The organism is Arthrobacter gandavensis, from assembly GCF_015355785.1.
In the GTDB taxonomy this organism is placed as follows: Bacteria; Actinomycetota; Actinomycetes; order Actinomycetales; family Micrococcaceae; genus Arthrobacter_B; species Arthrobacter_B gandavensis_A.
The window spans coordinates 1013496-1036760 of record NZ_JADKYW010000005.1; the positions used below are offsets into that span (position 1 = coordinate 1013496).

Annotated in this window: 23 protein-coding genes; 13 read left to right on the forward strand and 10 right to left on the reverse strand. The window is 67.2% G+C overall.

The window, feature by feature from the left end:
* Window positions 1-9: 9 nt before the first annotated feature.
* Complete coding sequence (locus ITX31_RS09880; protein WP_194783205.1) at window positions 10-1011, reverse strand: acetamidase/formamidase family protein; 1002 nt, start codon at window positions 1009-1011, stop codon at window positions 10-12.
* Between the two features lie 87 nt (window positions 1012-1098).
* Here ITX31_RS09880 and ITX31_RS09885 point away from each other — a divergent pair, with 87 nt between their 5' ends.
* From ITX31_RS09885 to ITX31_RS09895, 3 genes are all read left to right on the forward strand, one after another.
* Window positions 1099-1743 (forward strand): M23 family metallopeptidase, encoded by a 645-nt coding sequence (locus tag ITX31_RS09885; RefSeq protein WP_194783206.1) that lies wholly within the window; start codon window positions 1099-1101, stop codon window positions 1741-1743.
* 76 nt (window positions 1744-1819) lie between these two features.
* Entirely contained in the window at window positions 1820-2815 is a 996-nt protein-coding gene (corA, locus tag ITX31_RS09890) for a magnesium/cobalt transporter CorA (protein ID WP_194783207.1), read from the forward strand.
* A gap of 11 nt (window positions 2816-2826) precedes the next feature.
* Window positions 2827-3258, forward strand: coding sequence for an META domain-containing protein (locus ITX31_RS09895; RefSeq protein ID WP_194783208.1), 432 nt, complete (start codon window positions 2827-2829; stop codon window positions 3256-3258).
* A 97-nt stretch (window positions 3259-3355) separates the two neighbouring features.
* On the opposite strand, the gene ITX31_RS09900 is transcribed toward ITX31_RS09895, so the two are convergent.
* Window positions 3356-4702 (reverse strand): MFS transporter, encoded by a 1347-nt coding sequence (locus ITX31_RS09900; RefSeq protein ID WP_194783209.1) that lies wholly within the window; start codon window positions 4700-4702, stop codon window positions 3356-3358.
* Window positions 4703-5062: 360 nt separating this feature from the next.
* Here ITX31_RS09900 and ITX31_RS09905 point away from each other — a divergent pair, with 360 nt between their 5' ends.
* On the forward strand, window positions 5063-6583 hold the full coding sequence (locus ITX31_RS09905) for a S10 family peptidase (RefSeq protein WP_194783210.1): 1521 nt from the start codon (window positions 5063-5065) through the stop codon (window positions 6581-6583).
* On the opposite strand, the gene ITX31_RS09910 is transcribed toward ITX31_RS09905, so the two are convergent.
* The gene (locus ITX31_RS09910; RefSeq protein ID WP_194783211.1) at window positions 6580-7164 is read right to left on the reverse strand and encodes a YdeI/OmpD-associated family protein; all 585 of its coding nucleotides are present in this window, start codon (window positions 7162-7164) and stop codon (window positions 6580-6582) included. The genes ITX31_RS09905 and ITX31_RS09910 overlap by 4 nt on opposite strands.
* A 166-nt stretch (window positions 7165-7330) precedes the next feature.
* Here ITX31_RS09910 and ITX31_RS09915 point away from each other — a divergent pair, with 166 nt between their 5' ends.
* On the forward strand, window positions 7331-7906 hold the full coding sequence (locus ITX31_RS09915) for a dihydrofolate reductase family protein (protein WP_194783212.1): 576 nt from the start codon (window positions 7331-7333) through the stop codon (window positions 7904-7906).
* On the opposite strand, the gene ITX31_RS09920 is transcribed toward ITX31_RS09915, so the two are convergent.
* Entirely contained in the window at window positions 7896-8396 is a 501-nt protein-coding gene (locus tag ITX31_RS09920) for a DUF456 domain-containing protein (protein WP_194783213.1), read from the reverse strand. The two genes, ITX31_RS09915 and ITX31_RS09920, sit on opposite strands and share 11 nt — an antisense overlap.
* 128 nt (window positions 8397-8524) lie before the next feature.
* On the opposite strand from ITX31_RS09920, the gene ITX31_RS09925 reads away from it, so the two are divergent.
* The gene (locus ITX31_RS09925) at window positions 8525-9550 is read left to right on the forward strand and encodes a YrzE family protein (protein ID WP_194783214.1); all 1026 of its coding nucleotides are present in this window, start codon (window positions 8525-8527) and stop codon (window positions 9548-9550) included.
* Between the two features lie 73 nt (window positions 9551-9623).
* Here the strand turns inward: ITX31_RS09925 and ITX31_RS09930 are convergent, their stop codons facing one another.
* Both ITX31_RS09930 and ITX31_RS09935 read right to left on the reverse strand, forming a co-directional pair.
* Complete coding sequence (locus ITX31_RS09930) at window positions 9624-10532, reverse strand: SDR family oxidoreductase (RefSeq protein ID WP_194783215.1); 909 nt, start codon at window positions 10530-10532, stop codon at window positions 9624-9626.
* 260 nt (window positions 10533-10792) lie between these two features.
* Window positions 10793-11995, reverse strand: coding sequence for a multidrug effflux MFS transporter (locus tag ITX31_RS09935; protein WP_323745634.1), 1203 nt, complete (start codon window positions 11993-11995; stop codon window positions 10793-10795).
* Window positions 11996-12095: 100 nt separating this feature from the next.
* Between ITX31_RS09935 and ITX31_RS09940 the strand changes: the two genes are divergently transcribed.
* Complete coding sequence (locus ITX31_RS09940; protein WP_194783217.1) at window positions 12096-12536, forward strand: universal stress protein; 441 nt, start codon at window positions 12096-12098, stop codon at window positions 12534-12536.
* A gap of 10 nt (window positions 12537-12546) precedes the next feature.
* On the opposite strand, the gene ITX31_RS09945 is transcribed toward ITX31_RS09940, so the two are convergent.
* The gene (locus ITX31_RS09945; RefSeq protein ID WP_323745635.1) at window positions 12547-14244 is read right to left on the reverse strand and encodes an MFS transporter; all 1698 of its coding nucleotides are present in this window, start codon (window positions 14242-14244) and stop codon (window positions 12547-12549) included.
* Between the two features lie 138 nt (window positions 14245-14382).
* Here ITX31_RS09945 and ITX31_RS09950 point away from each other — a divergent pair, with 138 nt between their 5' ends.
* Both ITX31_RS09950 and rraA read left to right on the forward strand, forming a co-directional pair.
* Entirely contained in the window at window positions 14383-14949 is a 567-nt protein-coding gene (locus ITX31_RS09950) for a TetR/AcrR family transcriptional regulator (protein WP_194783218.1), read from the forward strand.
* Window positions 14950-15015: 66 nt separating this feature from the next.
* Entirely contained in the window at window positions 15016-15483 is a 468-nt protein-coding gene (gene rraA / locus ITX31_RS09955; RefSeq protein WP_194783219.1) for a ribonuclease E activity regulator RraA, read from the forward strand.
* Between the two features lie 68 nt (window positions 15484-15551).
* On the opposite strand, the gene ITX31_RS09960 is transcribed toward rraA, so the two are convergent.
* Window positions 15552-16397 (reverse strand): HpcH/HpaI aldolase/citrate lyase family protein, encoded by an 846-nt coding sequence (locus ITX31_RS09960; RefSeq protein ID WP_091601100.1) that lies wholly within the window; start codon window positions 16395-16397, stop codon window positions 15552-15554.
* Window positions 16398-16633: 236 nt separating this feature from the next.
* Here ITX31_RS09960 and ITX31_RS09965 point away from each other — a divergent pair, with 236 nt between their 5' ends.
* The 3 genes from ITX31_RS09965 (at window position 16634) to ITX31_RS09975 (ending at window position 20172) form a co-directional block, all read left to right on the forward strand.
* Window positions 16634-16915, forward strand: coding sequence for a hypothetical protein (locus ITX31_RS09965; RefSeq protein ID WP_194783220.1), 282 nt, complete (start codon window positions 16634-16636; stop codon window positions 16913-16915).
* A gap of 36 nt (window positions 16916-16951) precedes the next feature.
* Complete coding sequence (locus tag ITX31_RS09970; protein ID WP_194783221.1) at window positions 16952-17596, forward strand: TetR/AcrR family transcriptional regulator; 645 nt, start codon at window positions 16952-16954, stop codon at window positions 17594-17596.
* Window positions 17597-17673: 77 nt separating this feature from the next.
* Window positions 17674-20172: an MMPL family transporter gene (locus tag ITX31_RS09975; RefSeq protein ID WP_194783222.1), complete on the forward strand. Its 2499-nt coding sequence runs from the start codon at window positions 17674-17676 to the stop codon at window positions 20170-20172.
* A gap of 370 nt (window positions 20173-20542) precedes the next feature.
* On the opposite strand, the gene ITX31_RS15845 is transcribed toward ITX31_RS09975, so the two are convergent.
* Window positions 20543-20740: a hypothetical protein gene (locus ITX31_RS15845; protein ID WP_228529128.1), complete on the reverse strand. Its 198-nt coding sequence runs from the start codon at window positions 20738-20740 to the stop codon at window positions 20543-20545.
* A 775-nt stretch (window positions 20741-21515) separates the two neighbouring features.
* Between ITX31_RS15845 and ITX31_RS15850 the strand changes: the two genes are divergently transcribed.
* Window positions 21516-21848 (forward strand): hypothetical protein, encoded by a 333-nt coding sequence (locus ITX31_RS15850; protein WP_228529129.1) that lies wholly within the window; start codon window positions 21516-21518, stop codon window positions 21846-21848.
* A 12-nt stretch (window positions 21849-21860) separates the two neighbouring features.
* On the opposite strand, the gene ITX31_RS09985 is transcribed toward ITX31_RS15850, so the two are convergent.
* Window positions 21861-23249, reverse strand: coding sequence for an FAD-binding oxidoreductase (locus ITX31_RS09985; protein ID WP_323745636.1), 1389 nt, complete (start codon window positions 23247-23249; stop codon window positions 21861-21863).
* Window positions 23250-23265: the final 16 nt, after the last annotated feature.

The window sequence follows — 23265 nt, forward strand, 5'->3', positions numbered from 1 at the left end:
CTCCTAGTGCTAGAGAAGTTCTGCGCTGCGCCGGCGCAGGTCGGCATGCAGGCCGCCGTAGGCGTCGGCCTTCGGGAAGAGCGATTTCCGTGCCTTGACCACCACTGAATAATTGGCGTCCACGGCGTTGGCGATCGGCGCCTGGGCTGTCTGGGTGAGCAGCTGGTAGGCGTCCATCTGGTGCAGGCCGAAGAGCTCCCCGAACCAGCGCACCATCTCCACCTGCCCGATCCGCCAGGAATCCTCCATCGGCCGCGAAGATCCCACGGCCATCCACTCGCCGTCGGTCTCCAGCCGCGGCCAGGACGGAGCGCCGCCCTTGATCAATTCCACCAGGATGGTGGAGTGCATGGCACCTTCGACGGCGGTGCCGCACGCCTCGCCTTCACCCTGCCGGTAGTGGCCGTCGCCAATGGAGAACAGCGCGCCCGGCTGGTTCACGCCGAGGTACACGGTGGTGCCGGCTTTGACCTCCGGCGCGTCCATGTTGCCGCCGAAGCGTTCGGGTACCAGCGAGGAGCGCACTTCCCCGCCGGGCGGAGCCACGCCCACGGTGCCGAGCATCGGTTCCAGCGGCAGCGCGACCTCGAAATCGCCGAACCGCGCGGAGAAACCTACCGTCCGCCGGGCCGAGTCCACATGGTAAATCCAGGTGGTGTCCGGCAACGGGTCCTGCAGGAACGCGGTGCGGTCGGTGCTGGTGAGCCCGCCGAAGAACGGGATGGTGGCGGAGGCGCCGTAGCTGCGGGCCGGAGTCAGGTCCAAGATGTGCAGGGCGAGGGTGTCCCCCGGCTCGGCACCTTCCACAAAGAACGGGCCGGTCTGCGGGTTCACGAAGTTCAGGTTGACCTTCTCGCTGGACAGGTCCTCCACAGAGGTCAGGGCGTTGTTGAACGCGTCCTCGGACCAGAGCTTCAATGCGGTTCCCGGTTTGATCTGCATGACCGACTCGGCGCCGCCGAAGGTGTAAACCAGCTGGTCCGGGCGGGGGCGATACTCGATGATCTCCATGCGCCGGGAGCCTAGCCGAGGTTTGCGGTTCTGGAAATAGCAGCCGCATCCCCACCACTCCGCAGCACGCGGCCCTACGCTGGAACGATGGACCCCGTGCTGCTGGACTTCCCCTTCACCGGCCGCTGGACCGTGCAGAACAGCCCGGCCAACCGGGTGCCGAGCCACGGAACCTCCCTGTTCGGCACCGCCTATGCCATCGATTTCGTGGCGGTTGACGCGTACGGCCGCTCCGCGCCGCCGTCGTTCCGGACAGTTTTCGGCACCGAGGATCCGGAGGATTTCGCCGGCTTCGGTGTCCCGGTGCTGGCGCCGGCTGCTGGGACGGTCGCGGCAGTGCACGACGGCGAACCGGACCACGAGGCGCGGCGCTCACCGCTCACGCTGGCCAGGTACGCGCTCACCCAGCGCGAACGGGTCCGGCAGGGGCCGGCCGGGATCGCGGGCAACCACATCGTCCTGGCAACCGGGTCTGGAGAAAACCGGGCCTACCTCCTGCTGGCCCACCTGCGCCGCGGGTCCACCGCCGTCGCCGTGGGGGACACCGTCCCGGCCGGCGCAGTACTGGGCGAATGCGGCAACTCGGGGAACAGCACCGAACCGCACGTACACCTCCAGGCGTGTGACTCGATGGACTGGGAGCGCACCCGGGGCCTGCCGCTGGCGTTCCGGCATCCGCAGACGGGTATGCCCTGGCTGCCGCGCAACCGGGAGATCATTACCGCGGACTGAGCAGGGATGGCCGCTCCGGCCAGCCAGGCGACGTAGGCTCATCTGGTAAGCAGGCTTGGCAGCGTGAGGAGCAGCAGTGACTTTGGTGGACAACGCCGTGTACGTGGACGGCAAACGCCTGCACAGCCCGGAAACCCTTGAGGAGACCTTCGACCTCACCCGGGAAACGGGCGGCATGGCCTGGATTGGGCTCTACCGTCCGGACGACATTGAGCTGCTGGCCGTCGCCGAGGAATTTGGACTGAACCTGCTGATCGTTGAGGATGCCCTCGCCGGGCACCAGCGCTCCAAGCTGGAGCAGTACGGGGACCAGCTCTTTGTGGTGCTGCGGCCCGCCCGCTACCTTGACGACGTCGAACGCGTTGAAATCGGCGAGCTGCACCTCTTTGTGGGGCCCAACTTCGTGGTGACCGTCCGGCATGCCGAGTCCCCTGACCTGGCACGGGTCCGGACCCGGATGGAGCGCGAGCAGGACCTGCTGTCCCTCGGGCCGCAGGCGGTGCTGTACGCCATCCTGGACCAGGTGGTGGACGAGTACGCGCCGGTAACTGCCGGTCTTGAGAACGACATCGATGAGATCGAAGACCAGCTTTTCGGCGGAGACGGCGAAGTATCACGCCGCATCTACGAGCTTTCGCGTGAAGTCATCGGCTGCCAGCGCGCCATCAGCCCGCTGGAAACCGTGGTGGGCGAGCTGCAGCGCAATCCGGAGAAGTATGACGTGCCGCCCGAACTCAAGGACCGGCTCGGCGATGTGCTGGACCACGTGCTGCGGCTGATCGACCGGGTTACTGCCTACCGCTCCCTGCTGGACAACGCTCTGTCCCTCAGCTCCACCCTGGCCTCGAACCGGCTGGCGGAGACGTCCATTGCCCAGAACGAGCAGACCAAGAAGATCTCCGCGTGGGCCGCCATCCTGTTCGCTCCCACCCTGGTGGGCACCGTGTACGGTATGAATTTCAAGAACATGCCGGAGCTCGACTGGCCGCTGGGCTATCCGATGGCCCTGGCTCTTATGGTGGTGCTCGGCATCCTGCTTTATGCAGCGTTCAAACGGAACAACTGGTTGTAGGAGGCTCCGAAATGCGCACCCGGTTTACGCTCCTGGCCCTGGCCCTGCTGCTCGGCGTATCCGCCTGCGGAGCCGACCCCTGCACGGCCGGCCCCTCGCCGGACGACTCCGGGGCCGCCGGGGACACGCCGTCGTCCTCCGCCTCCTCTACTGCAGACCCGGCTGCGGCCGAAGGTGTGTGGGGCAACCCGGAAAACTCGCGCGAACCTTCCCTCGAACTGCACGGGGACGGGCGCCTGACCGGCACCGACGGATGCAACCGGTTGATGGGCCGCTGGGCCCTGGAGGACGGGACCGTCCGCTTCCAGGAGGTGGCCATGACCATGATGGCCTGCCCGGACGTGGACCAGTGGATGGCTTCGGCGGCCAGTGCGGTCCCGGCCGGGGACACGCTGCTGGTGTACGACGGCGCCGGCAACCAGATCGGCTCCCTTCCCCGCTAACCCTCCCCCCCCGCCCTCATCGAAATGACAGAAACTGCCCGTATCAGTCCTGATACGGGCAGTTTCTGTTATCTCGTTGTGGGGGGTCGAGAAAGGCTTACTTGGGCTGCGGAGCCCGGTGCGATTCCTCGATGCCCAGGTCTGCACCCTTGGTCTCCTTGACCATGGTCACGGCGCCGAAGGAGATGACGCAGAGGACCATGATGTAGATGCCGATCGAGCCGGACCATCCGGTCTCATCCAGCAGGAGCTGGGCGATCATCGGAGCGAAGGCACCGCCCAGGATCGCGCCGATCGCGTAGCCGATGGAGACACCGGAGTAGCGGATGCTGGCGGGGAACATCTCGGCGTACAGCGCGGACTGCGGGCCGTAGGACAGGCCCAGGCCGATGGTCAGCACAAAGATGGACAGGCCGAACAGGAACACGTTGGCGGTGTCGATCAGCAGGAACATCGGGATGGCCCAGAGGAACACCCAGGCGTAGCCAATCTGGAAGGTGCGCACGCGGCCGATCTTGTCCGAGAGGATGCCGCCGTACATCGTGAAGATGAGCCAGCCGAAGGAGCCCACCGTGGTGGCCAGCAGCACCGACGGGCGCTCCATGCCCAGCGCCTTGCCGGCGTAGGAGGCGAAGAACGCGATGACCAGGTAACCGGCGGCGTTATTGGCGATGAAGATCAGCGCGGCAAGGATGACCTCGCGGGAGTTGTACTTGAAGAGCTTGCCGAGGGGTGCGGAGGAGTCCTTCTTGCGCTCCTGCATTTCCTTGAAGACCGGGCTTTCGTCCACCGAGCGGCGGATGAAGTAACCCACGAAGATCAGGACCACCGAGAGCAGGAACGGAACACGCCAGCCCCACTCAAGGAAAGCCTCTTCGCTCATCGAGCTGGTCAGGAGGAACATGACGAAGGTCGCCAGGATCATGCCGATCGGCACGCCGATCTGCGGGTAGGCACCGAAGAAGCCGCGCTTGTTGATGGGTGCATGCTCTACGGAGAGCAGCGCAGCGCCGCCCCATTCACCGCCGGCGGAGAAGCCCTGCAGGATGCGCAGGACCAGCAGCAGGATCGGAGCAGCAACGCCGATCTGAGCGTAAGTCGGCAGCACGCCGATCAGGGCCGTGGCGGCACCCATCATGATCAGGGTGAAGACCAGCATCTTCTTACGTCCCAGCTTGTCGCCCAGGTGGCCGGCAACAATGGCGCCCAGCGGACGGAACAGGAAGCTGATGCCGATGGTGGCCCAGGAGACGACCTGCGCCAGTGGGGTGCCTTCGCCCAGCGGGGCAAAGTACAGGGACGCGAGCACCAAGCCTGCAGCCTGGGCGTAGATGAAGAAGTCGTACCACTCGATAGTGGTACCAACCAGGGTGCCCGCAAGTACCTTGCGTTCCTCCCGGGTCATCCGCTGGGACGGCGCAGCAGACGCACTTGTTGTAGTCATTGAAACTCCGTTATTTTGACTGGGAAAATTACTGAAAGAACGGTCGGTCACCTGTTGCCCCAAGATACCCTGATCTGTGACGGGCAACACACTATTTCGTGAATGTGACGCACAGCCCGTGAGCCGGACGTCCGCCTCAGGCAGGCACCCCGGAAATCCAGCCCCTTCAACGGACAGCCAGGCCCTGCCAAGAGTGCAGTGGAGCCCTGAATGGATCTCATCCCCCTGCCGACCCGCACCCTCAACCCACCATCCGAACGTTCGATAATTGAACATGTATTTCTGATAGCGAACTAGTGGAACTATAGAGGACGTGTGATCCGAGACACAAGCCCCGATTTCGGCCGCTAGGCTGGACGAATGCCTTCACAGTCCGCTGAGACCAGCCCTGCCCTCGAACCCGGCGAAGCATCCTCCGCCAACCCAGCCGGCTCGCCGTCGGGCACCGGCAGCTCAGCGGACGTGGCGGACGACCTGGTGCAGCGCAGCCACCGGCTGCCCTCCGGCCTGGAATACACCTCCACCACCGGCCGGGTGGTGTTCCGGCGGGAGGAAACGTCCGAGGGGAAGTCCGAAGGATTCAAACCGAAGGCTGAGATCTTCCTGACTGCCTACACGGCGGACGAGCAGGCGGCTGCTTCGCCGAACCCGCGCCCCGTGGTCTTCGCGTTCAACGGCGGGCCGGGCTCGTCCTCCGTCTGGCTGCACCTGGGCCTGCTGGGCCCGCGGCTTGTGGACTCCGGCGACACCGGGAACCTCACCCCTCCCCCGTACGGCCTGGTGGACAACCCGCAGACGCTGCTGGAACACGCGGACCTGGTGATGATCGACCCCGTGAACACCGGCTTCTCCCGGGTAGTGGACGGCAATACCGCAGACGAGTTCCACGCGTTCGAACAGGACCGGGACCTCGTAGCCGAAGTGATCCGGCTCTGGACCACCCGCAACAACCGCTGGCTGAGCCCCAAATACCTGGTGGGCGAGTCCTACGGGACCCTGCGCGCCGTCGCCGTCGCCGGACGCCTCTTTGATGCGTACGGCATGTCCGTCAACGGGCTTGGCCTGATTTCCACCGTCCTGAACATGTCCACGCTCATGTTCGCCCCGGGCGTGGACACACCCTACGCCCTGCACCTGCCCACCTACGCGGCAATCGCGCACTTCCACGGGCGGCACCCGGGCCGCGAACTCGCGGAGGTGGTCCGCGACGCCGAGGAGTACGCAGCGCGGGACTACGGCTATGCACTAAGCCAGGGTTCGCGGCTCAGCGCGCAGGAGTACGACGCCGCCGTCCAGCGCCTGGCCGAACTCACCACCCTGGATCCAGGGTTCATCCGCCGCACCAACCTGCGCTGGGACTACTCCCAGTTCTCCGCCGAACTGCTTCGCGACCAGGAACTCTCCGTGGGCCGAATCGACGGGCGGTTCACCGCCCCTGCCGAAGATCCGCAGGCCTCCGTCAACTGGGACGATCCCAGCCTCGCCGCCATCAACGGCCCCTACGCCGCAGCGATCAACCACTACATCCGCGCCGAGCTCGGCTACGAGAACGACCTGCCGTACGAAGTCCTGACCGGCAGGGTCCAGCCGTGGAGCTACAAGGAGTTCGAGGGCGTACCGATCGACGTCACCAAGACCCTTGAACGGCTGATGGCGCACAACCCCAGCCTGCGGGTGCATGTGGACTACGGCTATTACGACGGCGCCACGCCCCATTTCGCGGCGGAGTACGTGTGGGCGCACATGCGCCTGACCGACGCAGCCCGTTCCCGGTTCACGCACCACTATTACGAGGCCGGGCACATGATGTACCTGCAGCCGGAGGCACGGCTGGGGGAGCTTGCCGCACTGGCGGAGTTCGTGGCGCCGTCAGCGGGCTAACCGGCTGGGTAAACCCCGCCGGCCAGCCGTTCCACCTGCCGGGCGATCCGGGCTGCCCGCACGGTGGCATTGGGTGCGGTGACCACCTGGTGAAGGATCGGATACCGGGCGGAGCGGCCCAGTCCCGCGAACGCGGCCGCCGCCTCCGGGGCGGCCGCCAGCGCAGCTTCGAGGTCTGGTGGAACCTCCAGCGCGGCAGGCCCGCCGTAAGCCCGGTCCCAGCGGCCGTCCGCCTTCGCCCTATCAATCTCCACCTGCCCGCGTTCTCGCATGCGGCCGGTCTCGATCAGGCCGGCGACCAGGTCCACGTTCCGCTTCGACCACAGGGACCGCGCGCGGCGCGGCGTGAAGTGCTGCCGGTACGTCGCCTGGTCCACGGCGTTCCGCCGCCCGTCTATCCAGCCGCTGCACAGCGCTTCCTCCAGCGCCTCGGCGTAGGACAGCGCGGTGGGGACCTCGGTGCCCTTTTTCGCAAGGACCAGCCAGACGCCGTCGCTCGTTGCGGCATTCTCCCCGAGCCACGCACGCCAGGCGGCGGCGTCGGCAACCACCAGTTCGGGCGGTACGGCTCGTACAGTCATTGGCTCAGGTCCTTCATTTCCTCGGGCGGCGTCCTCTGAGTATTCCGCACATTGAGGACAGCTTCTGTCCGCTGGGGAAACACCTTTCCCTTGCGGCGCTTCCGGCCGGCCGGGTAGGTTCGCCTGCAGGACGCGGGAACCGGCCCGCACCACCGGAAGGCACGCCATGGGAAAGGTTGCGTGGGGGTTCACCAGTTCGATCGACGGCTTCATTGCCGGGCCCGGACATGACATGGACTGGTTCGAAACGCTGGAGCCCCTGCCTCCGGGGATCACCGAGGCCATGGCCGAGGCCGTGGGGGTAATCATCTCGGGCCGCCGCGGCTATGACGCGGCGAAGGCCCAGCAGGGCGAGCGGGACGAGGCCACCGCGCAGGCATACGGCGGCGCCTGGTCCGGCACGGAGTTCATCCTGACCCACCACCCGGAGGAGCTGGCCGGAGATCCCACCGTGACCGCCCTGAACTGCGGCGTGGTGGAGGCTGTCCGCCGGGCGCAGGAGATCGCCGGGGAGAAGGACGTGCAGATCATCAGCGCGGACATTGCGCGGCAGGCACTGGAACACGGCCTGATTGATGAACTGCAGGTATTCGTGGCTCCGGTGCTGCTCGGCGACGGAGTACGCATTTTCGAGTTCCCCGGCGGCAGGCGTCATGACTGGGAGCTGACCGGCATCATTGCGGGCGCCGAGCGCAGTTTCGGGCGAACCTACCAACCTAAGCGCCCCCGACCTAGCGGGTAGCGAAATGGATCCAGACGCCGATGATCCAGGCGGTTCCGGCCGCCAGTGCCAGGCCGAGTTCCACCAGCAGGCCCAGCCCGGTGGCCTTCAGTGCTGCCCAGGATGACGACGCCGCTGCCGGCAGGCTGCGCTGTCGGGCCAACTCGCTGAGCAGCAGGCCGCCGGCGAAACCCACGATCAGTCCCACCACCGGTATGAAGAACATCCCGGCGATGCCCGCGGCGAGGCCGATCAGGACGGACCGGTTGGGGATTTGCCGCTGCTTGAGTTTCCGGCCGGTCAGGACCCAGCTGGCGGAGAGGCCCGTCAACGCGAACAGGGCTCCGAAGGCGAAGGACCACCAGCCGGCGCCGCTGCCCACTCCAATGGCCCAGCCCAGAAAGGCCAGCAGGATCAGGATGCTGCCCGGCAGGACCGGCACCACAATGCCCGCCACGCCCACGGCGATAAGCAGCCCGGCAACGACGGTGATGATCAGGTCCGTATCCATGCAGCCAAGTCTTCCACGCCGCCGGGCGGGCGCGGGACCGCCAGTAACCGCACCTCGGCGCTACAGTAAGGTTGCTTATGAAGTCATCACCTTCAGTCCGGCACCCCCAACGGCAACAGGAGCAGCAGATGAGCACCGAACCAGGCAGCACCGCAGCAGGCGAACCCCGCCGCCGGCAGGCAGAGGATGTGTCTGCCCGCGGAAACGCGGACGCCGCAGCGCAGGCCAACCCCACCCCCCAGGAGCCGGACGTCACCCGCCGGCTGGAAACCCCGCCGCAGGCAGGAACTCCCCGCCGCGCCGAGCCGGCGACGCACGACGAGTCCACCGGGCACACCGCAACGGCGGCGTACGCGGACCCCGCTGCGGAGCCCCGCCGGCATGCGGCCGGCACCCGCGCAAATGACACGGAAGTCCTGAACACGAGCGTCACCGGAACCAGGGACCCGAACGACGCCGCCTACGAGGATGCGCCCGCAGGGACCACGCGGCGCACCGCGCGACGCGAAGATGCCCGCCTCCCCGGAGCCGTCCCGGCCGGACATCCCGATTCCGTCCGGAACGCCGGCGAGCCGGTGATGCCGAACCGGGAAGCGCTCCTGGCGGCTGAACGCGAGCGGTTTGGCGGCATCAAGTTCGGCGCAGCGTTCTTCGGCTGGCTGACCGCCACGGGTATGGTCGTCCTGCTCTCCGCCCTGGCAGCCGCCATTGGTGCCGCCGTGGGAGTCTCCACGGACACGGACCTGGGCGCAGCGCTGGACCAGGCCGCCGCGAACCAGTCCTCAGGGCTGATTGGGGCGATCGTCACTCTGGCAGTACTGCTGCTGGCCTACTACGCCGGCGGCTACGTTGCCGGCCGGATGGCCCGCTTCAACGGGGCCAAGCAGGGCGTTGCCGTGTGGCTGTGGGCCCTGGTGGCCGCCGCCGTCGTCATTATTCTTGGCCTGATCTTCAACGACGACATCCGCAGCCTCACCCAGCTCAACTCGGTGGCTCCGCTGCCGCAGGACCTGGGCGACGTGAGCGCCGGCTCCTGGCTGGCCCTGCTCGCCACCGTGGTGATCAGCCTGATCGGCGCCATCCTGGGCGGCTTGGCCGGCATGCGCTTCCACCGCCGGGTGGACCGCGCCACGTTCACTCCGGTTCCGGCCTAGCTCCGACACACAGAAAGCCGGCCCCGCTCACTGCTAGCTGCAAGTGAGCGGGGCCGGCTTTTTAGTGGAGAGCTTACGGCGAAGGCATGCCGCCGTTGACGTTGAGCGTCTCGCCCACCACGTAGCTGGACTCCGGGGACGCCAGGAAGACGTAGGCCGGAGCGAGTTCCGTGGGCTGGCCGGCGCGGCCAAGCGGGGTGTCCTTGCCGAACTCCGGCAGGGCGTCCTTGGGCTGGCCGTCGGAAACCTGCAGCGGAGTCCAGAACGGCCCCGGGGCCACGGCGTTTACACGGATTCCCTTGGGCGCCAGCTGCTGGCCCAGGCCCTTGGTGAAGTTGTTGATCGCAGCCTTGGTGCTGGCATAGTCCAGCAGGTGCGGGGAGGGGCTGTAGGCCTGGATGGAGGTGGAGTTGATGATGCTCGATCCGGCCGGCAGGTGCGGCAGGGCCGCCTTGGTCACCCGGAAGAACGAGTAGATGTTGGTCTTGAAGGTGTCATCGAGCTGCTCGTCGCTGAGGTCTTCAAGGTTCTCAACGGCCACCTGCTTGCCGGCGTTGTTCACCAGGATGTCCAGGCCGCCGAGGCCCTTCACTGCATCCTCGACCACCTGGGCGCAGTACCCGGCATCGCGGAGGTCTCCGGGGAGCGCGACGGCGGTGCGGCCGGCGTCCTTGATGATTTGGATAACCTTGGCGGCGTCCTCCTCTTCCTCCGGAAGGTAGGAGAGCGCGACGTCTGCGCCTTCGCGGGCGAAAGCGATGGCCACGGCCGCGCCGATGCCGGAGTCTGCGCCGGTGATCAGCGCCTTGCGGCCTTCCAGCCGCCCCGTTCCGCGGTAGGAGTCCTCGCCGCGGTCCGTCTTGGGCTCGAGGTCGGCATCAAGGCCGGGTTCCGGCTGGTCCTGCTTGGGCGGACTGACGGAGGGATACCGGCTGACCGGATCCTGGAATGTGTACTGGTCCGAAGTATTTTCGTTGGCCATTAAGTTTCCCCACTTCCCATTCTTCATGGATATGGAGCCGCAACCCGCGGCCGCCTACATTAGGTAAGCATGCTTAGTATCCTATGGCTGAACGGGGCCGCCGAGCAAACCCGGGCGGCGGGGCCGGGCCGAAAAAAGGGATGAAGGGGCTAGAAGAAGAGGCCGAGGAAGCCGACGCTGATGCTGCCAACCAGGCCGATAATCAGGAGCCAGACAATGGGCGTGCGGAACTTGTTCATGTGTCGCATGGTCCCCCCAGTCTACGCGGGATGCCGCTGGCGGGTGAGGAACAGGGCAGTGGCCGCCAGCAGGGCCGAGGCCGTCATGACCAGGGCCAGCGGCAGTGCGGTGAACTCTCCGCCCAGTCCGGTCAGCGGGGAGACGATTGCTCCCATGAGGAACTGCGCCCCGCCAAGCACTGCACTGCCGCTGCCGGTTGCTCCTCCTGCCTGGGCCAGGGCCAGCGCCGTCGTATTCCCCATGATGAATCCCAGGGAGGAGACCATGCAGAACAGCGGCACGGCGAGCAGCAGCGGCGGCACGGCCGCAGCCACCAGAACCAGCAGCACGACGGCGAACCCCAGCAGCACGCCCACGGCCCGCAGGACGGTGCGGCGGGGCGGCACACTCCGGCTGAGCCGGGCGGCAATGAACCCCGCGGTGACCATCCCCGCCGCGTTGAGGCCGAACATCAGCCCATAGGTTTCCGGGCCGAGGCCCATGATGCTCTGGTACACGAACGGGGAGGCCGAGATGTAGCTCATCAGGACGCCGAAGGAACTGGCGAAGAGCAGCACGTAGCCCAGGAACCGCCCGCGGCGCAGCACCACGCCCAGCCCGGCGAAGGGCGGACCGCTGGAGCGGCGCTCGGCAGGCAGGGATTCACGGACGGCGACGGCTGCGCAGCTGAACATCAGCGCCGCAATGCCGGCCAGCGTCCAGAGCACGCCCCGCCAGCCCCAGAGTCCGGTCAGGACACCGCCGACGACGGGTGCCACCACCGGAGCGACGCCGCCAATGGTCATGAGCAGGCTGAAGGTCCGGGCCGCGGCAGGGCCGGAGGAGAGATCGGCGGCCACAGCGCGGGCAATCACCGGGCCGGACGCAGCACACAGGCCCTGCACAAACCGGGCCGCAATCAGGACCCCCAGGTTCGGCGCGGCTGCGCAGGCAATGGAGGCAAGGACGAAGGCCCCGGTTCCGAGCAGCAGCGGTCGGGTGCGGCCGTATTTGTCGGACAGCGGGCCGAACCCCAGTTGCCCGGCCGCCATGCCCAGCAGGAACGCCGTCAGGGTCAGCTGCACGCCCGACGCCGAAACACCCAGATCGGCGGCGATGCCCGGGAAGGAGGGAAGATACAGGTCCGTGGTGAAGGGTCCGGTAGCTGCCAGGAACGCGAGCACCAGCAGCAGGCCCGCTCCCAGCGGGGCTGCCGCACGGGGCTGGGACTCGTTGGCTGGCACCAGCTGATAGTACGAACAATCCCCGCCTCTGGAGAAAACGGCAGCCGGGCCGCAGACTCTTTGCAGGAAACATTCGCAGCGGACAGACAGGACCAGGGTCATGGCACAGGACACCCGCAAGCGGATCGTCGTCGGCGTCGACGGTTCGGAACTCTCCCTCGTGGCACTGCAAACCGCACGGCGGCTGGCTGACCTGCTTCATTGCCGAATCGAGGCCGTGACTGTCTGGTCCTACCCGGTTGCCCTGGCAGTGCCTATTGCCTCCGCCGAGTGGTCGCCCCGGGTGGAGGCCGAGAGCGCACTGGAAGAAACCCTCCAGGCCGCCTTTGGCCAGGACGTTCCGGAGGGACTGAAGAAGCTAGTCGTGTCCGGCCAGCCGGTGCAGGTGCTGGTGGAGGCCAGCAAGGGCGCGGAAATGCTGGTGGTCGGCAGCCGGGGCAGGGGAGGCTTTGCGGGACTGCTGCTTGGGTCAGTCAGTTCCGCTGCGGCAGCCCATGCCCACTGCCCCGTGCTGATCGTGCATCCGCCGGAAAAGGACTAGGGGTTCTCCGCTAGCGGCGGGACGAGCAGGCGTCCTGCTCCGCCCGTTCGGCCTGGGGTCCCCAACTCCCGGCGCCCTCGGAGACGGCGGCAGCTTCCGCCGGCGCGTCTTCGAGCGCAGTGCCGGACGCGGTGAGAGCGGACTCCGGCGCGGCGGAAGGCGCACCGCCGTCGGACACCGCATCCTGGTCCGCCGCAACCCGGCGCAGCATGAAGAGGGCGCCAACCGCGGCAGCCACCATCAGCACAATGCCGATCAGCGACGTCGCCACCACACCGGAGTCGAAGGCAGCCTGGGCGGAGGCCAGCAGGTCCGCGGACTGCGGACTGGGCAGCGTCCTGGCCGCTTCAACCGCTCCGCCGAGTGTCTCTGAAGCCGCGGACGCTGCGGCCGGATCAAGGCCGTCCGGGAGCACGATGCCGTTGCGGTAGCCTGCGGTCAGGATGCTGCCCAGCACGGCGGTGCCGAGGACGGCGCCGACTTCATAGGCGGTTTCGGAGATGGCCGAGGCGGCACCAGCCTTGGCCGGCGGGACGCTGCCGAGGATCAGGTCATTGGAGATGGTCTCCGCGGAGCCGACGCCGATGCCCAGGATCATGAAGGCGATCACCAGTCCCAGCGGGCTCTCGTCGTGGCCGGTCATCAGCACCACGGTGTAGCCGACGGCGCTGAAGGTCAAGCCGGCGGCGACGGCGTAGGCCGGGCGCACGCGGCGGACCACGCGGACGACGGCGAGGCCGGCCACCACGGTGAGCATCAGGCCCGGGAGCATCATCAGTCCGGCTTCGCGGGGCGTCTGCCCCAGGACCAGCTGCAGGTGCTGGGAAAGGAAGAGAATGAAGCCCACCTGGGCGAAGACGCTCAGCAGGTTGGCGGAGATGGAGCCGGTGAACACCGGGTTGCGGAACAGCCGCACATCCAGCATGGGTTCGGATCGGCTGAGCTGGCGGCGCACGAAGGCGACGCCGAAGAGCAGGCCGGCGGCCATCGGAACCAGGGCGTACGCGTCGAGTCCGTGCGTGGAGATGGACTTGATGCCGTAGACCAGCGGGAACATGGTGGCCATGACCAGCAGGATGCTGACCGGATCCACCTTCCCCGGCTTGGGGTCACGGGATTCCGGCAGCAGCTTCGGCCCGAAGACCAGCAGCGGGATCAGCACCGGCACGGCGAGCAGGAACACCGACCCCCACCAGAAGTGTTCCAGCAGGGTGCCGCCCACGATCGGACCCAGTGCGGCACCGCCGGAAAAGCCGGCAGCCCACACGGCGATCGCGATGCGGCGCTGACCGGGCACCACGAACATGTTCCGGATGATGGACAGCGTGGCCGGCATCAGCATGGCACCGAAGAAGCCGAGCAGGGCGCGGGCGCCGATCAGCGCTCCGGCCGAGGGGGCGAAGGCCGCCGCGACGGAGACGAGGCCAAAGCCGGCAGTACCGATCATGAGCAGCTTCCGCCTGCCCAGCCGATCCCCCAGGCTGCCCATCGGAACCAGCAGGCCGGCCAGGATCAGCGCGTAGATGTCGATGATCCAGAGCAGTTCCGTTCCGGTCGGCGCCAGGGCACGGGACAGTGACGGGACGGCAAAGCTGAGCACGGTGTTGTCCACCGCAACCAGCAGGACAGCGAGCATCAGCACCGCCAGCCCCAGCCATTCACGCTTTCCGGCCCGCTGAAGCACTGGCCGTTCCTGTACCGCAGGCACAATTCCTCCTTGGACTTGGCAGGGCTCCGCCTGCCGATAACTGGTGGGTCAAAAAGATGTGCCAGTAACCACCGGGTCCTACCCGCAGGTTACTGTACCGTCTAGACTGTACAGCATGGAATGGGCTAGCGTAAAACCATGCCTGAACAGACACCCACCCGGGAACGCGTCCTTTCCGCTTACGAGGACCTGCTGATTAACGAAGGACCCCGAGGGGCAACGCTGGACGCCGTGACCGCACTTGCCGGCGTCTCCAAGGGCGGGCTGCTCTACCACTTCAAGAACAAGGAAGCCCTGGCCACCGGCATCCTTGACCGCCTGCAGGTCCTCGCCGAGGCGGACCTGGAGCGCATGCGCACCGACGCCGAGGGCCCGGCGCGCTTCCTGGTCCGCACCTCCGTCTACGTGGACAGCGGCCTGGACCGCGCCCTGATCGCCGCCGTGCGCTTGGCGCAGGCCAATGACGCCGCTGCCTCGGAGCTCCTCCAGCGGATCCACCGCGACTGGTTCAACCTGATCCTCGACGAAGTGGGAGACCGGGCCATCGCCCGCGCCATCATGCTGCTGGGCGACGGACTGTACTACAACGAGGGCCTGCCCGGCGGCTGGCCCCAGGGTGAAGACTCCCCTACCTCCGGTTCCGTGGAGGAGCTGCTGGAGGTTGTGGACCTGCTCAAATCCCAGGCCGCAGCCAAGCACGCCTAACCAGCCGCTTCGTCAGCGCGGCCGCGCACACACCGGCTGGATATGCACTGTGGCACAGTATGTGCCATGGAAAAGAGCACAGCTGACCTCTATGACGAACATGGCGAAGCACTGGCTTCGGTCTCCCTCCAGTTCCAGGACCTGGGCGGCCGCATCCGCTTCACCGGCCCGGTGCGCACCATCCGCTGCCATGAGGACAACGGCCTGGTGAAGTCCACCCTGAACTCACCGGGCCGCGGCGCGGTGCTGGTCATCGACGGCGGAGGCTCGCTGAACACCGCCCTGATGGGGGACATGATCGCCGAGGCGGCGGTCGCGAACGGCTGGGCCGGCGTGGTCATTCACGGCCCGATCCGCGACCGCGCCGCCGTCGCCAAGCTCCCGCTGGGCGTCAAGGCCCTCGGCTCCAACCCGCGCAAGAGCGCCAAGGATTCCGTGGGCGACGTGGACGTACCAGTGGAGTTCGGCGGGGTCACCTTCCGGCCCGGCGCCATGCTTTACGCTGACGAGGACGGCATCCTGGTGGAGCGCTGACCCGCGCAACCGGTCCAGCGCGGAGGAATTCGGGCCGCGCAGATCTCCCGGCCACGATCAGCCGGGGACTAGGCGTTCCAGAGACCGTAGGAGTCCGCGAGGGAGGAGATCTTCTGAGCGCGGGCGAGTCGCGGCAGGTAGGAGCCGTCGCCCACGACTGCACCGGCAGCGTGCGCCTCTAGCAGTTCGTGAGCCCAGACAATTTCGGATTCGCTCGGCGAGAGGCCCTTATTGATCGTGTCCGCAGCCTCGGGCATCAGGCAGAGCTTGCCGGTCATGCCCATCGAGGCGGTCACCTTGCATGCGTCAAGCAGCTTCTCTCCCAGCGTGCCGGGCGTCGGGCCGTCGATCGGGCCGGGAAGCTGGCCCACGCGGGAGGCCACCACCAGCTTGGAGCGGGCGTAGGCCAGCGCCATCGGGTCGTCCGAGGCACCGGTGTCGCGGCGGAAGTCGCCGACGCCGAAGGCCAGGCGGAAGGTGCCCGGAGCACTGGCGATCGCCGTCGCATTCTCGATGCCGAGTGCGGATTCAACCAGCGCCAACACCGGGGTGCCGGCCTGCAGCCGCATGGCGGTGTGCGTGACCTGCTCCGGCTTTTCGGTCATGGCCAGCATGACGCCGCGCAGGCCGGGGGCCTTAGACAGGGCGGCGAGGTCATCGGCCCAGTAATCGGTTTCGATGCCGTTGACGCGCACCCAGGCCGTCATCCCGGTGGAGAGCGCCTCAACCACGCGCTCACGTGCCTCGGCCTTGCCTTCGGCGGGAACTGCGTCCTCCATGTCGAAGACGACAGAGTCCGCTTCCGAGGCCAGCGCGGGAGCAAAATGCGCTTCGTCCGCGGCGGAAGCCAGCAGCCAGGAACGGGACAATTTCGCGGGCAGCGCCGCAGCGCGGCTGTTTCGGAAGGGAGCCATACGGTCGAGCCTACTTTCCGGCCCGGCGATACCCCAATGCGGAAGCCCAAGGTGTGACCACCGTTACTCCCCGGATGTCCCCCGGTTTGCCCAGCGGAATCCCGCGATGGTATTCAGGGCCGATTGGTTTCCGCCGTGCCGGACCGGGCCAGCGCGTCGGCGCCCGCTGGACCCCGTGACGCGACGCCGGACGAGGCAGGGAAACACCCCGCCCGGAAATCTGGAAGACTTTAGCCATGAGTGAGCAGAGCAGCGGGAAGAACACGCAGCCCGGCCGCAGCGGCTGGTTGACCGGAGGACCGCTGCTGACGGTGCTCCTGTTCGCCGGTCCGCAGATTCCCGGGCTCCTGAGCAGGCTGTTCTCCGGCGCCCCGGACGGCGTGTACTCCCTCGCCACCGTCTACGGCGGAGCGGCGGTCACCCTGATCGGCGCGGGAGTGCTGGTGCACTTCCTCGGATCACGGCGAACGGCCGCTGCCGGCCGCGCCCGTGGGGCTTCGGAGCCCGAACGGGATTAGTTGCACCCGGTGCAACGATGCACTTAGTGTAGGAGTGTGTTTTCCACCAGCACGTCTCCCGACCGCCGGTCCGCCCTTAAAAGCAAGCACCGCCAAGCGATAGTCGACGCCTGCGCGGCCCTGCTGGCCGAACGCCGCAGCACTGATTTTTCCGTTGACGAACTGGCCCGGCGGGCCGATGTGTCCCGCCGCACCGTCTTCAACCACTTTGCCTCGCTGGACGACGTCGTCACCGAGGTGGGCACCGGCGTCGTCGCCTCCTCGCTGATACTGCCGGAAGATACAGCCCCGGCCGGGCACTCTCCCCTTGATGACCTGGTGGATCTCGTGAGCTCACCCAGGTTCATCGAAGCGGTTTCCTACCTCACCGAAGTCCTCGGCCGCGTAGATTCCCGCTCTTCCCCGCAGCAGGCCATCATGGCCTTCCGTTCCGTGACCCTCGCCGGAGACCAGGTCATGTCTGCCCTGGCCTCACGGCACCCCGAATCCGATCCGGAAGACATTCAGCTCCTGGTGGGAACCTTCGCCGGGGGGATCAGCGTGCTCTATGAACGCTGGAGCTCGTTGACCGGCGCCGTCAACACCCCGGAATCCCGCACCATGTGGATCGAACTGGTCCAGCGGCTCACCGCAGCCCTGCGCACCGGAATCGGATCCGGTACTCCCCCTGGCAGCCCCTAGATTTTCGCTCGCGGCGGTTCACCTCCGCCGCCCCCGTCCGCAGCAAAAGCAAGCTTTTTCGATAAGGACCCACCAAAATGGCTGAATTCCTCTACCGCCTGGGGCGGGGCGCCGCACGGCGCGCCCGCACCGTACTGGGGGTGTGGATCGCCGTGCTGGCAATTTCCGGCATAGCGTTCGCACTCTTCGGCGGCACCCTCTCCACCGCCATCTCCATTCCGGGCACACCCACCACCCAGGTGACAGACCGCCTCCAGCAGGAACTGCCGGAGGCCTCCGGCGGAACCGGCTCCGTAGTCTTCCAAACGGAGGACGGAGCGCCCTTCACCCAAGAGCAGAAGGACGCCATCGCCAAGCTGGCGACTGACGCCTCCGAGGTGGACGGCGTCGAAAACGCCGTCGATCCCTTCGCCACCGAAGCGCAGCGCGAAGCCCAGCGTACCCAGCTGGAGGAAGGCCAGGCACAGCTCGACGCCGGCCGCGCCCAGCTGGAAGCGGCACGCGCCGAACTCGACGCGGGCCAGCAGCAGCTCGATGCCGCCCGTGCCCAGGCTGAGGCCTCGGGCATGCTGGAAATGGCCCAGCCCCAGCTGGACGCCCAGCAGGCACAGCTTGATGCCGGCCGGGCCGAACTAGAGGCGCAGGCCGCCGCGGCGGAAGAGCAGGCACCGCAGCTGGAACAGGGTACTGCCCTCCTCAACATGGCCCAGAACATCCGCATGGTCTCCGAGGACGGCAGCGCCGCCATTGTGACGGTCGTCTTCGAGGACACCCAGATGGAGGTCACCCAGGAAACGAAGGACGCTCTGCTGGCGGTGTTCAACGACGCCCCGGTTGAGGGCGTCACCGCCGATTTCTCCACGGACATAGCCCAGGGCATCCCCACCATCTTCGGTATCGGCGAGGTCATCGGCCTGGTTGTTGCAGCAGTAGTACTGGTAGTCATGCTCGGCACGCTCATCGGCGCGGGACTGCCGCTGATCACCGCACTGATCGGCGTCGGAATCGGCGCCCTGGGCGCCCTGGCATTCTCCGGCGTCGTGGAAATGGTCTCCGTGACTCCGGTGCTGGGCCTGATGCTGGGCCTGGCCGTCGGCATCGATTACGCGCTGTTCATCGTGAACCGGCACCGCCGCCAGCTGAAGGCGGGGTACGACCTGGAGGAATCGATCGGCCTGGCCAACGGCACCTCGGGCAACGCCGTCGTCTTCGCCGGCTCAACCGTGCTGATCGCCCTGCTGGCACTGAACATCACCGGCATTCCGTTCCTTGGCCTCATGGGCACAGTAGGCGCTGCGTGCATCGCGATTGCCGTGATGATCGCGGTAACGCTCACCCCGGCACTGCTGAAGCTGACCGGCATGCGCATCCTCAGCAAGAAGGAACGCTCTGCCGTCTCCCACGCAGCGGAAGCAGCCAGCCCCACGGCCGTACCCGGCGACGCCAAGCCGATGTCCACGGTGAGCGCCGTGCTCACGGCACTGGTTTCAATTGCGGCCCTGCTGGTGATCGCCATCCCCGCACTGGATCTGCGCACAGGCCTGCCGGACGGGTCTTCGGAGGCGCATGACTCCACGCAGTACCGCGCCTATTCAACGCTGTCGGAGAAGTTCGGCGAGGGCCAGAACGGCACCCTGCTGGTAGTCGCTGAGCTCGAGTCCGAGCCAACCGAGGCGGAATCAACGGCGGCCCAGGCCGAGATCGCCGAAATCCTGTTCGAGCAGGACGGCGTCTCCGCCGTCGCACCGATTGGTTCCTCTGAAGACGGCAGCACGATCGCCTTCCAGGTGGTTCCCGAAGAAGGTCCCACGAGTGAGTCCACCGAAAACCTGGTGCACACCCTGCGGGACATGTCCCCGCTGAACGGCGAGTACGAGATTGGCGTGGCCGGAACCGCTTCGGGAAACATCGACATCTCGGACAAGCTCTCCGACGCCCTGCCGATCTACCTGGGCGTAGTGGTGGGACTGTCCCTGCTGATCCTGATTCTGGTCTTCCGGTCCATCTACGTTCCGGTCATTGCCACGCTGGGCTTCGTACTTTCCTACTTCGGCGCCCTGGGCGGCGTCGTGGCGATCTACCAGTGGGGCTGGCTCTCCGGGGTCTTCAACGTGGAGACGCCAGGCCCGATCCTGAACTTCCTCCCAACCATCCTGGTGGGCATCCTGTTCGGCCTGGCCATGGACTACATGCTGTTCATCGGATCCGGCATGCGTGAGGCCTACGCCCACGGTGCGCCCTCACGGGTTGCCGTGGTGCAGGGTGTCCGTGCCGGACGCGCCGTGGTGACCGCCGCGGCGATCATCATGGTCTCCGTGTTCGGCGGCTTCGTCTTCTCCCACAGCGCCATGATCCGCCCGATCGGCTTCGCGCTGGCATTCGGCGTGCTGCTGGACGCCTTTGTGGTCCGCATGCTGCTGATCCCCGCACTGATGCACCTGGCCGGAGACAAGGCCTGGTGGTTGCCGAAGTGGCTGGACAAGATCCTGCCGGACGTCGACGTCGAAGGCGCCTCACTGGAGCGCCGCCACCCGCACGTTGACTCCCACGAACCGGAACCGGCCAGCCGCAGCTAGCGGCGCCCCTCCCCGGATTCGCAAAACAGCAGCTGCCCCTGGGGGCGGCTGCTGTTTTCTTTTGTTCTCCGTCATTATCGCGGGACACGCGTAAATTTCTGGACTCGGTCCAATCGATGGAATATAACTGTCTGGACGAAGTGCATAATTGGTCTTCGTCTATTTACCTCCGTTTTCGGTATGCGGGACCCATTGGGGGGAGGACCGCACCGCGCTGGTCCGGCCCTTCTCCCCACCTTGTCCCAAAGACGACCCAGGAGATCCCCGTGAACCGCCCCGTCCTCCGGCTTGTGCCGGCAATTGCTGCAGCAGCCGCTGCTGTCCTTGCACTCTCAGCCTGCACACCCGCTTCCTCGGGCTCGGCCTCCTATCACGCCTGCCTCGACGACACCTCGCTGCAATTCACCAGCATTGCCACATCAGCCGGGGAGCTCGATTGCGGCCCGGGCAGTATCCCGGTGTCCTGGTTGGCTGCCGGAGCTGACGGCGAGGTTCCCAGCGTGGCGGCGACGGCGTCGGCGTCGGCGTCGGCGTCGGCGTCGGCGTCGGCCGACGGGAAGGGAAACAAGGGCGAACCGGGCACCGACGGCAAGCCAGGAGAATCCGGGCCAGCAGGCGTTCCGGGGCAAGCGGGACCGGCTGGCGTTCCGGGGCAGGCGGGGCCGACTGGCCCAGCGGGCGCGTCCGGCAAGCCAGGGGCGGCTGGCCAGGCAGGAGCGACGGGGGCGGCCGGGGCGGCCGGTCAAGCAGGAGCGACGGGGGCGGCGGGAGTCCCGGGAGCTACCGGGCCCGCTGGAACTGACGGAGCGGACGGCGCCGACGGAGCGGACGGGGCTGACGGAGCAACCGGGCCCGCCGGGGAACAGGGCCCCGCCGGGCCCACCGGGCCGGCGGGGCTTCCCGGCCGGGACGGAAACAGCATCCACAACGGATCCGGGGCTCCTGCAAACAATGTGGGCGTGGACGGCGACTTCTACCTCGACACCGCGACCTTCGCAATCTACGGCCCCAAGACGGCGGGAACGTGGCCGGGTGGGTCTCAAAGCCTGATCGGCCCGCAGGGTCCCATGGGTCCCCAAGGCGCGCAAGGCCTGCAAGGTGACCCGGGCGTCCCGGGCCCAGTGGGAACCACCGGTGCTGCGGGACCAGAAGGTCAGGGCGGCCCGGCCGGCCTCCAAGGACCTGCAGGACCCCAGGGGCCGGCAGGGCCAGCCGGGCCACAGGGCGACAAGGGCGACACCGGCGATACCGGTCCCGCTGGCCCGGCGGGATCGGCCGGCCCGCAGGGGCCCCAGGGTCCGGCCGGGGCGGGGACGGTCTTCGTCAGTTTCCTGCCCGGCACCATGGATCCCGCAGCTTTCGCCGACGCTTCGGGTTACTTCCCGATCTCCGGCTCGGTGGCTCCCTCCAGCTCGCGGGAAGCTAACGAAATTCGAATGCCGCGCGCGGGGACCATCACCGAGATGAGGGTCGAGATGACGGACCGGAGCAGCAGCATCGACGTGTACCTCGTCCGTGACGGACTGTTCCAACCCGCCATGTCCTGCACGACTACCTCCCAGTGTGGGCGCACTGGATCACTGGCCGTGGCGCAGAATCAGAAACTCGTCCTGTGGGTTCGCGGCGTAGGACCCGCCCCCATCGAGAACCTGCGCGTCTCCCTGCTCTTCGAGTAGGGCAGCCGGCTCCTAGATGGCCTTGCCGGGGTTAAGGATGCCGAGCGGGTCCAGTGCCGTGCGGATTGTGTGCATGACTTCGAGCGAGACGTCCCCGAGCTCTTCCTGCAGCCAGTCCCGCTTCAGCAGGCCAATGCCGTGTTCCCCGGTGAGCGTGCCGCCCAGGGACTTGGCCAGGTGGAACATCTCCCCCAGCGCCACCTTGGGCGGCCCCTCGGTCACGGACTCTTCCGGGTCCATCACAATCATCGGGTGCAGGTTCCCGTCCGAGGCGTGCGCGATCGTGAAGATCCGCACTCCGGTGCGTTCGGCGATCGCTTCCAGCCCGGAGACGACGTCGGCCAGCTTTCCGCGGGGAACCCCGATGTCTCCGATCGAGACCCGGCCGAGCTTCTCCAGGGACGGGATGGCTTCCCGGCGCGCCTGCACCAGCGCAGCGGCCTGCTCGTCGTCGACAGCGCGTTCACAAAGCCCGAACGGTGACACGGCGTCCATCACCACGTCCTGCTCCAGGAAGGCACCGTGCCCGTCGGTTTGGACCAGCAGGAAGGAAGCGCCGCGGGAACGGTAGTCCGTGCCAAGTGCGGCGTCCACCGCTTCCAGGGTCTGCCCGTCCATCAGCTCCATCATGGACGGCTGGATCCGCGCCGCAACAACGGCCGACGCCGCCCTCGCCGCCTGCTCCACGTTCGGGAAGAAGGCAGCAACCGTGGCGGTCTGCACGGGCAGCGGGCGCAGCCGCAGGGTCGCTTCAACCACGATCCCCAGGGTGCCTTCGGAGCCGATCATCAGGGCGTTCAGGTCATAGCCGCTGACACCCTTGATGGTTTCGCGGCCGGTGCGCAGTTCCCGCCCGTCGGCGAGGATCACGCGCAGTGCCAGCACTGCTTCGCGGGTGACACCGTATTTGGCGCAGCGCATGCCGCCGGCATTGGTGGCGATATTCCCGCCGATCGAACAGATGGCGGTACTGGCCGGGTCCGGGGCGTAGAACAGTCCGTATTCTGCTGCGGCCGCGTTAAGTTCAGCGTTCAGCACTCCGGGCTGCACCACGGCCAGCTGCTCTTCGGAGTCGATCCGCAGGATCCGGTTCATGCCGGACACGTCGAGCACCACCTCGCCCCGCCGGGAGGATGATGCTCCCGCGAGCCCCGTCCCTGCTCCGCGCGGCACTACAGGCACCCGGTGTGCGGTGGCCCGGCGCAGGACTTCGGCTACTTCCGCGGCATCCTGGGCGAAGACCACCCCGTCCGGGATGCTTTCAGCCACGAAGCCGGATCGGTCCGTACTGGCTTTCAACCGGTCCTGCTGGTCAACGGAAAAGCAGGCTGCAGCGCCCAGCACGGCGGCCGTCCCGTCCCCCGGAGGGATACCGGATACGTCGAGGGACTCGGTACTCACACGCTCTCCTTGCGTT

Bases quoted from the DNA above. Each gene is read 5' to 3' on its own strand.
- ITX31_RS09975 (WP_194783222.1), top strand. From the start codon at position 17,674: ATGGCTGAATTCCTCTACCGCCTGGGGCGGGGCGCCGCACGGCGCGCC.
- ITX31_RS09900 (WP_194783209.1), bottom strand. From the start codon at position 4,702: ATGACTACAACAAGTGCGTCTGCTGCGCCGTCCCAGCGGATGACCCGG.
- ITX31_RS09895 (WP_194783208.1), top strand. From the start codon at position 2,827: ATGCGCACCCGGTTTACGCTCCTGGCCCTGGCCCTGCTGCTCGGCGTA.
- ITX31_RS09915 (WP_194783212.1), top strand. From the start codon at position 7,331: ATGGGAAAGGTTGCGTGGGGGTTCACCAGTTCGATCGACGGCTTCATT.
- ITX31_RS09930 (WP_194783215.1), bottom strand. From the start codon at position 10,532: ATGGCCAACGAAAATACTTCGGACCAGTACACATTCCAGGATCCGGTC.
- ITX31_RS09880 (WP_194783205.1), bottom strand. From the start codon at position 1,011: ATGGAGATCATCGAGTATCGCCCCCGCCCGGACCAGCTGGTTTACACC.
- ITX31_RS15850 (WP_228529129.1), top strand. From the start codon at position 21,516: ATGGATCCCGCAGCTTTCGCCGACGCTTCGGGTTACTTCCCGATCTCC.
- rraA (WP_194783219.1), top strand. From the start codon at position 15,016: ATGGAAAAGAGCACAGCTGACCTCTATGACGAACATGGCGAAGCACTG.
- ITX31_RS09940 (WP_194783217.1), top strand. From the start codon at position 12,096: ATGGCACAGGACACCCGCAAGCGGATCGTCGTCGGCGTCGACGGTTCG.
- ITX31_RS09925 (WP_194783214.1), top strand. From the start codon at position 8,525: ATGAGCACCGAACCAGGCAGCACCGCAGCAGGCGAACCCCGCCGCCGG.
- ITX31_RS09905 (WP_194783210.1), top strand. From the start codon at position 5,063: ATGCCTTCACAGTCCGCTGAGACCAGCCCTGCCCTCGAACCCGGCGAA.
- ITX31_RS09920 (WP_194783213.1), bottom strand. From the start codon at position 8,396: ATGGATACGGACCTGATCATCACCGTCGTTGCCGGGCTGCTTATCGCC.
- ITX31_RS09885 (WP_194783206.1), top strand. From the start codon at position 1,099: ATGGACCCCGTGCTGCTGGACTTCCCCTTCACCGGCCGCTGGACCGTG.
- ITX31_RS09950 (WP_194783218.1), top strand. From the start codon at position 14,383: ATGCCTGAACAGACACCCACCCGGGAACGCGTCCTTTCCGCTTACGAG.
- ITX31_RS09910 (WP_194783211.1), bottom strand. From the start codon at position 7,164: ATGACTGTACGAGCCGTACCGCCCGAACTGGTGGTTGCCGACGCCGCC.
- ITX31_RS09960 (WP_091601100.1), bottom strand. From the start codon at position 16,397: ATGGCTCCCTTCCGAAACAGCCGCGCTGCGGCGCTGCCCGCGAAATTG.
- ITX31_RS09965 (WP_194783220.1), top strand. From the start codon at position 16,634: ATGAGTGAGCAGAGCAGCGGGAAGAACACGCAGCCCGGCCGCAGCGGC.